Here is a 13,788-nt window from a genome sequence, read left to right as displayed (position 1 = left end):
GATTACTTTCCCTGGAATGCGTGATCTGCGGTGCGTGCAGCGAACGTGGAGCCGCGCACGATGAGCTGTGAGCTGAGGTGGACCGCCTCGGTGGCCGTCGGCTTCCCGGCCACCTGCTCGAGGAGGAGCTCGAGTCCCAGGGAGCCGCTTCGCTCGATGGGAACCCGGATCGACGTGAGGCCGGGTTCGGCGGCAGCGGCGATATCCAGGTCATCGATGCCCACCACGCTGATGTCCTCGGGGCAGTGATAACCGAGCGAGCGTGCCCCTGCGAGCATCCCGATGGCCACGAGGTCGTTGTAGGCAATGACGGCGGTGGCGCCGCTGGCGACCACGGAGGCCGCAGCCGCGAGGCCGCCGTCGACCGTGGCATTCTGGTTTCCCACGGTGACAAGGTCAATGCCCCGCTCGGTACAGAATCGGGTGATGGCTGCGAGCCGCTGGCCGTTGGCCCAGGACGAGGCCGGTCCGGGAATATAGGCAAGTTTGCGGTGGCCGAGGGCGTGGAGGTGCTCCACCGCCTGGCGGAGGCCTTCGCCGGCGTCCATCAGCACACGGGCTGCGTGATCGGCCTCGCCGTTGATGACCACGAGCGGCGCGTTGCCCACAAGCTGGCGGATCTGTTCCGAGGGAAGGCGGGGGGAGCAGAGGATGATGCCGTCTACGCCGGCGGCCAAGGACTCCAAGTGCTCGCGTTCGCGTGAGGAGGATTCGGCTGTGTCGGCCAGCACCATGCGGTGGCGGCCGTGCCATGCCTGGTTCTGGATGGCCTTGATGAGCGCCGCGAAGACGGCGTTGGAGATATCCGGCACAATGACGCCGAAGGTCCTGCTGCCGGTGAGTCCCGGTACGTCATAGCCCAGCTCGGTGGCTGCTGCCATGACCTTTTGCCGTGTGTCCGCTGCCAGCCGCCCGGGATCCCCGAACGCCCGGGACGCCGTTGCCAGGGATACCCCTGCCAGTTTTGCGACGTCCGTGAGTTTTGCCGACATCAGTCCTCCAGTTGCCTCGTTGAAACTCTTCTCCTCAAGTATGGAAATAGTTGTACAAGTTTGTCAAGGTTTTTCCATGACCTGCGTCACGCATCCGTGGACGCAGTGCTAGATGATGACGTCGCGTCGTGGGAGTGATGGAGCAGTGACCGGGGACAATGGAAACAAGCCCAACGAAACGAGAACACCATGACCACCCTCAAGGAACGCCTCCACAGTGACGTTGTTATCCACATGAAAGACAGGAACAAGGTGGCGCTCACCACGGTGCGCAACGTCCTTGGCGAGATCGAAACGCGTGAGAAGTCCGGCAAGACCCCTGTCGAACTGGACGACACCCAGGTAACGGCCCTGCTCCAGAAGGAAGCAGCCAAACGCCGCGACACCGCAAAGATCTACACCGAAGCCGGGGAATCCGACCGGGCTGCCGCCGAAATCGCCGAAGCCGAGGTCATCGAGGCGTACCTGCCCATAGCCCTGACCCGTGATGAGGTCGAAGCCATCGTCGACCATGCAATTGCAGGGCTGAAGGCCGACGGCCAGGAACCGTCCATCCGCCAGATGGGCGCCGTCATGAAGCCGGTCACCGCCAAGGTCGCCGGACGATTCGACGGGAAGACCGTTAGCGAGATCGTCCGGAGCCGCCTCGCCTAAGTACCCGCTGAACTCCTTGTACACCAGCTGACCACGCCTGCTCTGGTGCGGGGGGGCCAACGGGACGAGAATGGGCTCGTGCTTCCCCCTCTAGCCGGTGGCGGGAACGCCGACGAGATGAACGCCGACGCCCGAAAGATCCAGCGCATCTACCTCACGTTGACGCTGGGCAATACGCTTGCGGCCTCGTTCATCTGGGGGATCAACACCCTCTTCCTCCTGGACGCCGGGCTCAGCAACCTTGAAGCCTTCGCCGCAAACGCCTTCTTCACCGCCGGCATGGTGCTGTTCGAGGTGCCCACGGGCGTAGTTGCCGACGGCTGGGGACGCCGCGTTTCATTTTTGCTTGGCACTGTGACGCTGGCCGGATCGACCTACCTGTACTACGTGCTCTGGCAGCTTTCTGCCCCGTTCTGGGCATGGGCCGTAGTCTCGGTTTTGCTGGGACTCGGATTCACGTTCTTCTCCGGCGCGGTCGAGGCCTGGCTCGTGGACGCGCTGAGGTTCTCGGGCTACGAAGGCGGCTTGGAGGCGGTGCTCGGGCGCGGAGTGATGGTCTCGGGCGTCGCGATGCTCGTCGGATCGGTGGCCGGCGGCGTGATCGCCCAGGTCAGTGACCTCGGTGTGCCGTTCCTGTTGCGAGTGGGAGTGCTCCTGGCCATGTTTGTTGTTGCCTTTTGGCTCATGCACGACGTCGGGTTCACGCCCGAGCGCTCCACCCACCCACTCCAGGCGACCCGTGCCGTTCTCGCCGCCTCGATCGAGAACGGTTTGAAAAATCCGCCGGTACGCTACGTGATGCTGGCCGCGCCGTTCAGCGCCGGCGTCGGAATCTATGTGTTCTACGCACTGCAGCCCTACCTGCTCCAGCTCTTCGGTGACCCGCGTGCGTACTCCGTGGCGGGCCTGGCTGCCGCCATCGTCGCGGGAGCCGAAGTGCTCGGCGGATGGGTGGCCCCCCGCATCCGGCGCCTGGTCCGCAAACGCACCACGGTGCTGATTCTGAGCGGCGGCGTCAGCTCAGTGATCCTGGTGGTGCTCGGGTTCACCCAGGTGTTCTGGGTGGCGCTGGCGCTGTTGGCACTCTGGGCGCTTGTCGACGCGGCGGGCGTCCCGGTCCGTCAGGCCTACCTGAACGACATGATCGCCTCGAAGCAGCGCGCAACAGTCCTCAGCTTCGACTCGCTTATTGGATCAAGCGGCGGCGTGGTGGTCCAGCCGCTGCTCGGCCGGGCCGCCGATGTCTACGGCTACCCGGCCTCGCTGGCGATCGGCGGCGTGATCCAGCTGATCGCAGTGCCATTCCTGCTGGCCAGCCGCCGGCAGGGACCCCCGGCCGACCTGGCCAGGGCCGCGGCCGGCACGACGAACGCGGAATCCCCGCCGCCTTAGCGTCCTACATTGCCGGGCAACTAGCTGCAGAGCTGTCCGAACGTGCTGCCGGCCTTCTGGTAGTCAGCTGTCAGCGTTCCCAGCTTCTCTTCGTTGGGACTCTCTTTCGCGGACTCGTCGGCCCATGCCACGATCGCTTCCACAGAGGGCTTCAGCTCGTCCGAGGCGCCACTAATGAGAGGGCGAAGCCGGTTGGCGAGGATGTTCATTCCGGTCTTGCCGGCGCTGGCGCTTGGATTGGACACAACGATCTTGATCCGGTCGCAGGTTTGTTCGGTAGTCAGTTTCGCCGGTGCCGAGCACGCGGATGCGGAGAGGATGAGGCCGGCGGCGAGTAGGGCCGTGGTGAGTTTCTTCATGGTTCCCTTGTTAGATGCTGGAGGTTCGATTGTAAGCAGATCCCTCTGGGCACGCCGTGTAAGCACGTCGTCGATGACGGACCTGGTGTTGCTTGAGCTCACGATAGGCGGCGTCCGCCGCTGGGAATTCCTCCGCGGGCGGTGTGGTTCCAGCAGTATGCCCTTTCCCCGGATCTCCATTCTCGACCGTGCCAACTCCTTGGACGGGTCTGCTGCTGCAGAATCCCTGAACCTGGTCCTGGAACGCGCCCAAAGAGCTGAGGAACTGGGTTACCACCGCTTCTGGGTGGCAGAACACCATGCGGTGCCGGGCATTGCAGGCTCCGCTCCGGCAGTGCTCATGGCCGCCATTGCCGCGCGGACCAGCACCATCCGGGTCGGTTCGGGCGGGATCATGCTCCCCAACCACCAACCCCTCGTGGTGGCAGAGCAGGCTGCCACCCTGGAGGCCCTTCATCCGGGGCGCATCGACCTGGGCCTTGGCCGGTCAGTGGGATTCACCCCGGCGGTCCGGAGCGCGCTGCGCGCCGGGAAACCTGAAGCGGAGCGGTTCGAAGAGGACCTGAGCCAACTCTTGGAATATCTCGCGGGCTCTGCGCCCATCACGGCACGGCCACGGAACGACTCGGCAACGCCGGTATTCGTGCTGGCCAATGGTGCGGGAGCCGATATTGCGGCCCGGGCCGGCCTGGGTGTGGTGCTGGGCGGCCCGGCCGTGTTTAGCCCGGATCAGGGCGGACAACTGCCGGTGCTGGAAAGGTACCGTGCCCGGTTCCGTCCGTCACGATGGTTCGACAGGCCCTTCGTTATGATTTCCGCGAACGTGGCAGTCGGAGCCAGCCGGCAGCTCGCAAGGGAGCTGCTGTTGCCCGAAGCCGTTGCGCTTGCCCGTTCCAGGTCAACGGGCGAATTCGCCGCGCTCGCGCCGGTGGATCCGGAGGAGTGGAACGGACTGACCGCGCGGGAGCTGGAAGCCGTCGAAGGCAGCCTGTCCAACTCCGTCTACGGTACGCCCGCCGAAGTCCGGTCCCAGCTCGAGCGCCTGTTCACAGCGTCCGCTGCCGACGAGCTGATGGTGACCGGCGGTTCCTTCAACGTCGCAGGACAGTCCGAATCGGACCGGCTCCTGGCCGGAATCTTCCCGGCGGAAGGCCAGCGGGCATTCCGGGGAACCGACGCGAAACGGCTCCTGCTCCGCTGACCCGGCCCTGCAGGAAAGTGTTGAAGGTGGCACTGTCGCGGAGTAACGTGACCATCACCCCTCAAGCTCGCATCACCCTGACTCGGGAGCGACCCATGCCTAATGTGAGAAGTCGAATTGCCGCCCTCACGGCGGCTCTGGCAATGAGCGTGACGAGCGGCGCGGTCGCTGCTCCGGCGTTCGCCGATCCGGGGGACAGCGTTCCGCACGAGATTAAGAAGACCGCAACCGCCACCGGCTACGGCGGTGCGGTGAGCACCGTGGACCCGGAGGCATCCGCAGCGGCAATCGAGATCCTCCGCGATGGCGGCAACGCGGCGGACGCCGCCGTCGCCGCAGCCGCGACCCTGGGCGTGACCGAGCCGTACAGTGCCGGGATCGGCGGCGGCGGCTACTTCGTCTTCTACAACGCAAGGAACGGCAGGGTCGGCACCATTGACGGCCGCGAAACCGCGCCGGAGGCCATGCCGAATGACGCTTTCATCGACCCTGCGACCGGCAAGCCCTACAACTTCACGCCCGAGCTCGTCACCAGCGGGGTGTCGGTCGGCGTTCCCGGCACGCCGGCCACGTGGGAGCGTGCGCTCAAGCGCTGGGGGACCTTGGACCTTGACGATGCCCTGGAACCTGCCATAGACGTTGCGACCCGAGGCTTCCTGGTCGACGAAACGTTCCGTCAGCAGACCCTCGACAACAAGGTCCGCTTTGAGGCGTTTACGTCGACCAGCAGCCTCTTCCTCCCGGGCGGCGACGCACCCGCCGTCGGCAGCGTCTTCCAGAACCCCGACCTCGCCGCGACGTACGAGCTCCTCGCAAAAGAGGGCACGGACGGTTTCTACGGCGGCCCACTGGCAGACGAGATCGTGGCCGCAGTCCAGGCCCCGCCGAAGTCGGACACCACGACGCTGCCTGTTCCGGTCGGCCACATGACGACGAAGGACCTCGCCGCCTACCGGGCCTTGGACCAGGCACCCACGCATGTGGAGTACCGCGGCCTGGACGTGTACGGCATGGCGCCCTCGAGCAGCGGCGGCACCACCGTGGGCGAGGCGCTGAACATCCTGGACACGTCCAATCTTTCCGAGATGTCCAGGCCCGCGGCCTTGCACCACTACCTTGAGGCGAGTGCTCTCGCCTTTGCGGACCGCGCCAAGTACGTGGGCGACCCGGCGTTTGTCGACGTCCCCACCGACGAACTTACCGATCCGTTGTTCGGCAAGGAGCGCGCATGCCAGATCAACCCGGCCGAGGCGGCTACGAAGCCCGTGGCACCGGGGGACATCTCATCGTACGACGGCGCGTGCCCTGCGGCCGCTGCGGCGCCCGCCGATGAGACGGACACCGAGAACATCTCGACCACCAACCTGACGGTCGCGGACAGGTGGGGAAACGTGGTGGAGTACACGCTCACCATCGAGCAGACCGGCGGCTCCGGCATCGTCGTCCCCGGACGCGGATTCCTGCTCAACAACGAGCTCACCGACTTCTCCACCGTGTACAGCCCGACCGACCCCAACCGGATCGAGCCGGGGAAGCGTCCGCGCTCCTCGATGTCACCCACCATCATCCTGAAGGACGGTGACCCGTACCTCGCCCTCGGTTCCCCCGGCGGATCGACGATCATCACTACTGTCCTGCAGACCATCGTGAACCGCGTGGACCTGGGCATGAGCATCTCCGATGCGATTGCGGAGCCGCGTGCGGCGCAACGGAACGCAGCCAAGGTCACGGCGGAGCCTGGCTTTATCGAGGCCTACGGAAGCCAGCTCACGCCGTACGGCCACGCGTTCACTCCATCGGGTGATGCGTTCACATCGGCAGCGGAGATCGGTGCGGCCACCGCCATCGAATTCCTGCCGGACGGGCGTACGGTCGCGGCTGCTGAGCCCGTACGGCGCGGCGGCGGCTCGGCAATGGTCGTCAATCCGCCGCGGTGAGCTGACGCGGCCGCCATGGGCAGCGCGGACTACGAATTCCTCACCGTCTGGCGTGTGGCGGGCACCCCGGAGGACGTTGCGGCCGTCCTGGGCGATGCCAGCTTGCTTCCCCGTTGGTGGCCGTCGGTGTATCTTGCCGTCGAACCCGCGGGCGGGACACTGGAGGGCAGCCCGGCCCCCGGCGCGCCCAGGCCCGTGCACCTGCACACGAAAGGCTGGCTGCCGTACACACTCCGCTGGACCCTGACTGTCACCGAGCCCGTCACCAACCGCGGGTTCGCGCTTACGGCGGCCGGGGACCTGAACGGAACGGGCCGGTGGACGTTCGAGCAGGACGGGCCGGAAACGGTAATTGCCTACGATTGGCGCGTCAGTGCCGCAAAACCGCTATTGCGGCGTTTGAGCTGGCTCCTGAAACCGGCATTCGCAGCCAACCACCGCTGGGCGATGGCACGCGGCCAGGAGAGTCTCGCCCTTGAGCTCCGTCGCCGGCGGCACCGGGATGACCCGCAGTCCGTCCCGCTGCCTCCGGGCCCCACGTTCCGGCAGCTGCCGCACCGCTAAACCTAGCGGCAGCTGGCGCGGCCGGCGTTCGGGACCGTGACTGCGGGAGTAGGGTTTCGCTTAACTGACGAAGGGGTCCACATGAGCTACAAATTCCGTACAGTCCGGGTTCGCGGCACCGACCTGGTTGGAACCATTGCGCGCAAACACGGGAGCGGGGCCGATATCTACGAAACCTCAAAGGACCCGAGCACCTCGGTTGTTCCAGTGTTCTTCCCAGCAACCGGCGAAGTCCGATTCTTCGACAGGTCAATGCTGGAGGACGTCGTGACGCCCGCCGGCGAGCACCCATAGGGCATCCGCGGGGCTGTCACCAGGGCGCATAAGGTGGCCATCATGACGGGATCTGCTGGAAATGTCAGGACGGCTATGGCATCAGGCGGGCAGGGTGACGACGCCGCCTTGATGGTCAGCGAATACACCACCGCGGCGGGGCATCACCAGCGCCTCCACCTCGGCGAACGTGCTCGCCCAGAACTTTTTCGGCGGCTCGGAGATCAACGGCTGGATGGGCGCGCCCGGACAGGGCGCGATCACCGCGGTGGCGATGGGGTTCATGCTGCTTTTGGCGGCGATCAACCTGCGCGGTGTGGGTGAGAGCGTGAAATTCAACGTGGTGCTGACCCTGGTGGAGATGACGGCGTTGTGCATTGTGATCGGGGTCGGCATCTACGTGATGGCTCAGGGCACCGGAAACGCGGGGGAGATCTTCGTCTTCAACGACTACCAGGACAAAGGCCTGTTCCTGGCGGTGACAGCAGCCACCTCCATCGCATTCTTCGCCATGGTCGGCTTTGAGGACTCCGTGAACATGGTGGAGGAGACCCAGCATCCGGAGAAGATCTTCCCGCGGACCATGCTCACCGGCCTCGGCATAGCGGTGATCCTCTACATGCTGGTGGCGATTTCCGTGGTCAGCGTGCTGACGCCCACAGAACTTGAGGGCATCCGGGAGGCCGAAGGCGCCGCCCTCCTGGAAGTGGTGCATAAAGGTTCACCTGACTTCCCGATCGACAGGATCTTCCCGTTCCTGGCGGTGTTCGCTGTCGCCAACACCGCGCTGATCAACATGCTGATGGCCAGCCGACTGATCTACGGGTGGCCCGGCAGAATGTCCTGCCACGGCCGCTTGGAAAGGTCCTTCCGGGGCGCCGCACCCCATGGGCCGGGATCCTGTTCTCCACTGTCCTGGCGCTGGGCCTGATCTGGTACGTCACCGGCGATCCGGAGAGCAACATCGTGGCCAACCTCTCCGGCACTACTGTGTGCTTTCCTCGCCGGCCCGTGGGTGGGCCGCAATGTCATCCAGTACCAGATCGCCGGCGGACTGATGGCGATCGGCGTCGTGCTGTGGTTTGTCACGTGGCTGATCAACAGGCGGACAAACACCGGAACAGCCCCCCGATGACGGCTGGTGGGTGGGGGATTATCTGCGCATGACTGTTCCGGGACGGTCCATCCGCCGTCCTATATCCGCGGAGGTCCGTCTGCGTCCATAATGGCGATATGAACGCCGGGGAGACTCTCGTGCAGGCTGTTCACGCGGCCGCGAAGACCCCCCGACAGTCCCGGTGCATCGCACAATGTGGCGACAGCCGGGTGCCGGGCAGAGCCGGCATTGCCGCCCTGGCAGGCGCCGCCTTCGGGGCGCATATCTCCGTCACTTCAACTAAGGAGAATTCATCATGCTCAAGGATCGTGAGGTCGCCGCGGTGCTCCCGGCAAAGGACATCGCAAGGGCACGTGACTTCTATCAGAACGTGCTGGGACTCGACGCCCCGGACGTCATGGACGACGAAAACCTGATCTACCGGTGCGGAAACGGCACGACTTTCCTGCTGTACCAGACCGACAACGCCGGCACTGCGAAAAACACCCAGATGGGCTGGGGTACGGACAACATCGAAGCCGAGATGGAAGAACTGCGGGGCCGCGGCGTCACCTTCGAGGAATACGATTTTCCCGGCCTGAAGACTGAAAACGGCATCGCCACCAATGCCGTCGGCAAAGCTGCCTGGTTCCTGGACACCGAAGGTAACATCTTGAACATCTTCCAGACCCAGTAGCCGCAGTTGCCGGCGTGTGGTGCTCCTTGCCGGTCCGGTGTTCCAGCGGAATTCCCCGGATCATGCCTCGCGCCAGAGAGGCAGGGGCACCACGCTGCGGCTGCGGCCGGACTCGTCCAGCAGATGGCCGAGCCGCTTGTAGGTGCGGACCACAGCCTGGCGGGAAATCACCGTACTTCCGGGCGCCCTGGCTGCCAGCTCACGTTCGTGGCCCTGCACTTCCAGATAGTCGCGGACCCACAGCGTGACCACCAGGTTCTGGGCACCCAGAACCTGGGCGCTCAAACGGCAGCTCGGCAGGCCGGCGAAGTACTTGCCAATGGAAACCACGTGGGTCGCGGGAACGTTCAGGCTCAGGCTGACTTCCCGCAGGCCCTGCTGGACGGAAACGGACGTTTCGCACCTCATCGTCATGTAGCCGGACGCCAGGAACCGTTCCACCCGCCGTCGCGCTGTCTGGGGCGACACGCCGCAGGCAGCGTCCAGCTCCGCCCAACTGGCCCGCCCGTCGGCGGCCAACTCTTCCAGCAGGGAGGCGTCCAGCCGGTCCGGGGCATACGCCGGCGGCGGGGGTACGGACTCTTTCGCCATGAGCCGCGCCCGTGCCGGTTCCAGGGTGCCGCTGCGCCACTCCGAGGCCTGCCGGTAGAGCTGCCTGACAAAAACGACCTAGGGCGGAGCTTGCCCCAGCCGTCGGGCCTGGGATGCACGGCCGGATCTCCGCAGCGTTGGAACGCTGGCAGCCCAGGATTCTGCGCCTGAGCCATGCCGTCCACGCCGATCCGGAACGCAGCGGCGAGGAGTTTCGGGCCGCCAAACGGGCCAGCGGGCTGCTGCGCTCTGCCGGCTTCAGCTTTGACGCCGCCCAGCCTGTGCTCCCCGCTGCGTTCAGCGCCCGGTACGGAGCGGGGAACTCGTGGTGGCCCGCTGCGTCGAATACGATGCCTTGCCGGACATTGGACACGCATGCGGACATAACGTGAACGCCGCCAGTGCCGTGGGGGCGGCGCTCGCGCTGGCGGCCGTGGCCGACGATCTCGGCATTACCGTCAAGGTGCTCGGCACTCCCGCCGAGGAGACCACCGGTGGCAAGGTGGACCTCATCGGCGAGGGCTTTTTCGACGACGTGGGTCTGGCGATGATGGCCCACGCCGGAGCAGAGGACGTCATCGGCGGCTCATCCCTGGCCATGGGCATGTCGGATGTGCTGTACGAGGGGCGGCCGGCGCACGCTGCAGCGGCACCGGCCGAGGGGATCAATGCCTTGGACGCGCTGGTGGTTGCCCTGGCCCGGCAGCAGCTTCCGGCCGGCTCGATCGTTTCGCTGATCGTCACCGAAGGCGGGAGCGCCGTCAACGTCATCCCGGAGCGCGCCCGGGCGTGTGGAGATGCGCTCACCCAGCCTGGCGACACTGCGGGTGATCGAGGACCGTGTGCGGCGCTGCCTGGAGGCCGGTGCCCTCGCCAGCGGTGCCACGTTCAGGGTCACGCCTACCGGCAACGCGTATGCCGAGCTGAGGCAGGACAGGTTCCTGTCCGAGGCGTACCGCGAGGCGATGACGGCCCGGGGGAGGAAGGTCGTGTTCAACGAAGAACCGGTGGCTTCCACTGACATGGGCAACGTCTCGCAGCTGGTTCCAAGCATCCACCCGCTGCTGGGCTACGACGTAGGCGGCGCTGCCCACCACACGGCGGAGTTCGCCGCCTATGGGTCCTCCGCATCCGCCGACCGGGCGGTACTGGACGGCGCGTTCGGCCTGACGGCGGCCGCCGGGGCAGCTGCAAGGGACCCCGGCAGCGGGCACTCCTGCTGGCCGGCAGCCCGCGCTAAGGAAGAGCAGGTCAAGCCCGGCATCGCCGGAACGTCAGGAACCGAAACGTAGAGGGCGCAGCGCCGGCGCCTGCCGGGTTCGAGGGTAGCCTGTCAGCAGGAACCCCCGTTACCTGGACGCCAAAGGAACCCATGATGCGCCTGCGCCTTGCCATTCTTGACGACTACCAGTCCATCGCCCTGGACTATGCGCCGTGGGAACAGCTTGCGGCGGACGGCGTCGAGGTCACTGTCTTCACCCAGCCATTTCGGGACGACGTCCACACAGTCTCGAGCCTGCGGGACTTCGACGTCGTCATCGCCATGCGGGAACGGACCGCCTTCGGCCGCGAACGGCTGCGGCAGCTGCCCGGGCTGAAGCTGCTGGTGACCACGGGGATGGCCAACCAGTCCATTGATCTCCAGGCGGCCGAGGAACAGGGCATCATGGTGTGCGGAACCGGAGGTTCGCCGGCAGCCGCCCCGGAACTGACCTGGGCCCTTCTGCTTGCATTCGCCCGCAGCATTCCGTTCGAGGACCGACGCCTGCGCGCCGGCCGCTGGCAGTCCACGGTCGGCTTTGAGCTGGCCGGCAAGACCCTGGGGGTGCTGGGCCTGGGCAAAGTCGGGACCCGGATCGCCGCTTACGGCCAGGCTTTCGGGATGGACGTCATCGCCTGGAGCCCCAATCTCACCGACGAGGCAGCCTCGCAGGCCGGCGCCCGGAAAGTGGGCAAGGAGGCACTCTTCCGGGATTCGGACGTGGTGTCGGTGCATGTGCGTCTTTCGGAACGCTCCCGCGGAGTCGTAGGCGAGGACGAACTCCGCCTCCTGGGGCCAACAGGCGTTCTGGTCAACACCGCCCGCGGCCCCCTTGTCGACGAGGACGCGCTGGTCCGCGGACTGACGGAAGGCTGGCTCGGCGGCGCCGCCCTGGACGTCTACGACGTCGAACCGCTGCCTGCCGGGCATCGCCTGTTGTCCGCACCCCGGACCGTTCTGTCGCCACATCTGGGGTACGTCACGGAGCAAAGCTACCGGCAGTTCTACGGCGGTGCCTTCGAAGACGTGCAGGCCTGGCTCCAAGGCAGCCCGATGCGCCTGCTGACGCCCGCTGGTACGCGCCGGAGGGGGCCTTCGGCGTGACTGCACTGCAGGCTGACCCGGCGCTCGCGGCGCGGGTTGGAACTGTCCTGGGGAGCCGGCATTCACGGTTTGCGGTGGCTACCGTCGCCGGCGGCAGTGTTAGCGTCGCGGCTGCAGGTTTCCCGCTCGACGCCGACTTCGAGATCGGATCCATTTCCAAGGGAATCACCGGGTTGCTCTACGCTGACGCGTGCGCCCGGGGGGAGATCTCAGCCGACCTGACCCTTGGGGAGCTGCTGCCGCTGGGGGACTGCAAGGCGGCCCGGGTCACGCTTGCCTCCGTGAGCCGGCATTCCTCCGGGCCGCCGAGACTGCCAGCCGCCGCGCGAACCCGCTGCGGCGCACGCTGTCGTTGTGGTTGCGCGGGGCGAACCCGTACGGGGAGGACCTGGCGGAACTGCTCGTGCAGGCGGGAACGGTGCAGCTTCGGGATCCACGTCCGCGCTACTCCAACCTCGGGTTCGAACTGCTGGGGCCGGCCAAAGCAGCCCTGGACCGGCCAAGCTCTGGCTCCTGCCGGCGGCATCCGGGCGTCCATCAGTGCCATGGGCATGCTGGCCCGTGCCCTGCTCGGCGGATCCGCTCCAGGCATGTCCGTCTTGGACCCGGTGGCCGACTTCGCCGGCCCGGCGGTCCGCATCGGGGCCGCCTGGATCACCTTTGAGGCGAAGGGCCGGTCCGTCACCTGGCACAACGGTGCCACGGGCGGGTTCAGCTCCTGGATCGGCCTGGACCGGGAAGCCAACACAGGAGTGGTCCTGCTATCAGCGACGTCGGCATCAGTCGACCGTCACGGATTCAGGCTCCTCACGGAACTGACTCACCCATGACGGAAGGACGACGATGTCCACGGATCTGCCCGCCGGCCCCCTGAGATCGTCCGGGCGGACCGACGTCCGCGCCGCCCTGCTCGGCGGGAAGACCTTCCGGAGCCTGAGTGAGCAGACTCTGTCTCCCAGGGAAGAGAGGTTCGAGAGGGCCAGGCAAACGCTGGGCTTCTTCCTCGCTCCTGCAGTGGCGATTACGTTCGCACTCGTGCCGGTGCCGATGGACCGGGCACAGCAGTTGCTGGCCGCGGTTCTGCTGGGCGTGATCATCCTGTGGATCTGTGAACCGGTGCCCATCCCGGTGGGAAGCCTCCTGGGGGTAGCCGCCGTCGTGATCCTCGGCGTGGCCCCGGCCAGCGAGGTCCTGGCCCCGTTCGGCTCGACGACGATCTTCACCTTCATCGGCGCGTTCATTCTCGCCCAGGCAATGCTCAAGCACGGCATCGCGCAACGGCTCGCCTTTGCCGTGCTCTCCCTCCCGGGCGTGGCCACATCCACCTACCGCGTGATCATCGCCTTCGGCGTCATCACCTACCTGTTGTCCGCTTTCGTCTCGAACACGGCAACAGTGGCCATGCTCATGCCCACCGCATTGGGCATCCTCGCGGTCATCGCCGAACTCATGCAGGACCGCGGCATGGTCCGGGCCGACTTTGATCCGCTGCGCCTGCGGGTCGGCGCAGCGCTGATGCTCATGCTGGCCTACGGAGCCAGCGTCGGAGGCCTGCTCACACCTGTGGGGTCACCGCCCAACCTCATCGGCCGGGGCCTCATCGAGGAGGCCACCGGGGAGCGCATTGGCTGCTCCCGGCGACGGCCAGCCTGGTCACAGGCACCGGC

Annotated in this window: 14 protein-coding genes and 2 pseudogenes; 13 read left to right on the top strand and 3 right to left on the bottom strand. The window is 66.3% G+C overall.

Annotation, left to right across the window (positions count from 1 at the left end; genetic code table 11):
* Nucleotides 1–2: 2 nt before the first annotated feature.
* The gene (locus J7I79_RS05855) at nt 3–992 is read right to left on the bottom strand and encodes a LacI family DNA-binding transcriptional regulator (protein ID WP_214951319.1); all 990 of its coding nucleotides are present in this window, start codon (nt 990–992) and stop codon (nt 3–5) included.
* Between the two features lie 189 nt (nt 993–1,181).
* On the opposite strand from J7I79_RS05855, the gene J7I79_RS05850 reads away from it, so the two are divergent.
* Together J7I79_RS05850 and J7I79_RS05845 are read left to right on the top strand one after the other, a co-directional pair.
* Complete coding sequence (locus J7I79_RS05850; RefSeq protein WP_214951316.1) at nt 1,182–1,646, top strand: GatB/YqeY domain-containing protein; 465 nt, start codon at nt 1,182–1,184, stop codon at nt 1,644–1,646.
* Nucleotides 1,647–1,763: 117 nt separating this feature from the next.
* On the top strand, nt 1,764–3,038 hold the full coding sequence (locus J7I79_RS05845; RefSeq protein WP_214951547.1) for an MFS transporter: 1,275 nt from the start codon (nt 1,764–1,766) through the stop codon (nt 3,036–3,038).
* A 20-nt stretch (nt 3,039–3,058) separates the two neighbouring features.
* On the opposite strand, the gene J7I79_RS05840 is transcribed toward J7I79_RS05845, so the two are convergent.
* A complete protein-coding gene (locus J7I79_RS05840) occupies nt 3,059–3,397 on the bottom strand; it encodes a hypothetical protein (RefSeq protein ID WP_214951314.1) in 339 nt (112 codons plus the stop codon).
* 73 nt (nt 3,398–3,470) lie between these two features.
* Between J7I79_RS05840 and J7I79_RS05835 the strand changes: the two genes are divergently transcribed.
* The 6 genes and pseudogenes from J7I79_RS05835 (at nt 3,471) to J7I79_RS05810 (ending at nt 9,165) form a co-directional block, all read left to right on the top strand.
* On the top strand, nt 3,471–4,598 hold the full coding sequence (locus tag J7I79_RS05835) for an MsnO8 family LLM class oxidoreductase (protein WP_251042422.1): 1,128 nt from the start codon (nt 3,471–3,473) through the stop codon (nt 4,596–4,598).
* Between the two features lie 95 nt (nt 4,599–4,693).
* On the top strand, nt 4,694–6,535 hold the full coding sequence (gene ggt / locus J7I79_RS05830; protein ID WP_214951312.1) for a gamma-glutamyltransferase: 1,842 nt from the start codon (nt 4,694–4,696) through the stop codon (nt 6,533–6,535).
* A 15-nt stretch (nt 6,536–6,550) separates the two neighbouring features.
* Nucleotides 6,551–7,099, top strand: a complete 549-nt coding sequence (locus J7I79_RS05825; protein WP_214951310.1) for an SRPBCC family protein — start codon at nt 6,551–6,553, stop codon at nt 7,097–7,099.
* Between the two features lie 81 nt (nt 7,100–7,180).
* Complete coding sequence (locus tag J7I79_RS05820) at nt 7,181–7,393, top strand: hypothetical protein (RefSeq protein ID WP_214951308.1); 213 nt, start codon at nt 7,181–7,183, stop codon at nt 7,391–7,393.
* 139 nt (nt 7,394–7,532) lie between these two features.
* Nucleotides 7,533–8,507 (top strand): annotated as a pseudogene (locus tag J7I79_RS05815) (APC family permease); the annotation flags it as partial.
* A 277-nt stretch (nt 8,508–8,784) separates the two neighbouring features.
* On the top strand, nt 8,785–9,165 hold the full coding sequence (locus tag J7I79_RS05810; protein ID WP_214951306.1) for a VOC family protein: 381 nt from the start codon (nt 8,785–8,787) through the stop codon (nt 9,163–9,165).
* Nucleotides 9,166–9,225: 60 nt separating this feature from the next.
* Here J7I79_RS05810 and J7I79_RS05805 read toward each other — a convergent pair whose 3' ends face one another.
* Entirely contained in the window at nt 9,226–9,756 is a 531-nt protein-coding gene (locus J7I79_RS05805) for an Lrp/AsnC family transcriptional regulator (RefSeq protein ID WP_214951304.1), read from the bottom strand.
* A 325-nt stretch (nt 9,757–10,081) separates the two neighbouring features.
* Between J7I79_RS05805 and J7I79_RS05800 the strand changes: the two genes are divergently transcribed.
* The 5 genes and pseudogenes from J7I79_RS05800 to J7I79_RS24165 all read left to right on the top strand — a co-directional run.
* Nucleotides 10,082–10,777, top strand: coding sequence for a M20/M25/M40 family metallo-hydrolase (locus J7I79_RS05800; protein ID WP_311380527.1), 696 nt, complete (start codon nt 10,082–10,084; stop codon nt 10,775–10,777).
* Nucleotides 10,764–11,048 carry a hypothetical protein gene (locus J7I79_RS05795; protein WP_214951300.1) on the top strand — a complete coding sequence of 95 codons (285 nt, stop codon included), beginning with the start codon at nt 10,764–10,766 and terminating at the stop codon, nt 11,046–11,048. Before J7I79_RS05800 ends, J7I79_RS05795 begins: the two co-directional genes overlap by 14 nt.
* Nucleotides 11,049–11,128: 80 nt before the next feature.
* A complete protein-coding gene (locus J7I79_RS05790) occupies nt 11,129–12,121 on the top strand; it encodes a D-2-hydroxyacid dehydrogenase family protein (protein ID WP_396020169.1) in 993 nt (330 codons plus the stop codon).
* Entirely contained in the window at nt 12,118–12,951 is an 834-nt protein-coding gene (locus J7I79_RS05785) for a serine hydrolase domain-containing protein (RefSeq protein WP_214951296.1), read from the top strand. The genes J7I79_RS05790 and J7I79_RS05785 overlap by 4 nt, the downstream gene beginning before the upstream one ends.
* Nucleotides 12,952–12,964: 13 nt before the next feature.
* Nucleotides 12,965–13,687 (top strand): annotated as a pseudogene (locus J7I79_RS24165) (SLC13 family permease); the annotation flags it as partial.
* Between the last annotated feature and the right edge of the window lie 101 nt (nt 13,688–13,788).

This window comes from Arthrobacter sp. ISL-69, from assembly GCF_018613775.1.
In the GTDB taxonomy this organism is placed as follows: Bacteria; Actinomycetota; Actinomycetes; order Actinomycetales; family Micrococcaceae; genus Arthrobacter.
The sequence above is the reverse complement of the archived record's forward strand: the minus strand, read 5'-3'. Positions and strand labels throughout refer to the sequence as shown.

Coding starts and splice junctions, on each gene's coding strand:
- J7I79_RS05845 (WP_214951547.1), top strand. CDS start 1,764: ATGAACGCCGACGCCCGAAAGATCCAGCGCATCTACCTCACGTTGACG.
- ggt (WP_214951312.1), top strand. CDS start 4,694: ATGCCTAATGTGAGAAGTCGAATTGCCGCCCTCACGGCGGCTCTGGCA.
- J7I79_RS05850 (WP_214951316.1), top strand. CDS start 1,182: ATGACCACCCTCAAGGAACGCCTCCACAGTGACGTTGTTATCCACATG.
- J7I79_RS05810 (WP_214951306.1), top strand. CDS start 8,785: ATGCTCAAGGATCGTGAGGTCGCCGCGGTGCTCCCGGCAAAGGACATC.
- J7I79_RS05825 (WP_214951310.1), top strand. CDS start 6,551: ATGGGCAGCGCGGACTACGAATTCCTCACCGTCTGGCGTGTGGCGGGC.
- J7I79_RS05820 (WP_214951308.1), top strand. CDS start 7,181: ATGAGCTACAAATTCCGTACAGTCCGGGTTCGCGGCACCGACCTGGTT.
- J7I79_RS05805 (WP_214951304.1), bottom strand. CDS start 9,756: ATGGCGAAAGAGTCCGTACCCCCGCCGCCGGCGTATGCCCCGGACCGG.
- J7I79_RS05835 (WP_251042422.1), top strand. CDS start 3,471: ATGACGGACCTGGTGTTGCTTGAGCTCACGATAGGCGGCGTCCGCCGC.
- J7I79_RS05855 (WP_214951319.1), bottom strand. CDS start 992: ATGTCGGCAAAACTCACGGACGTCGCAAAACTGGCAGGGGTATCCCTG.
- J7I79_RS05790 (WP_396020169.1), top strand. CDS start 11,129: ATGATGCGCCTGCGCCTTGCCATTCTTGACGACTACCAGTCCATCGCC.
- J7I79_RS05840 (WP_214951314.1), bottom strand. CDS start 3,397: ATGAAGAAACTCACCACGGCCCTACTCGCCGCCGGCCTCATCCTCTCC.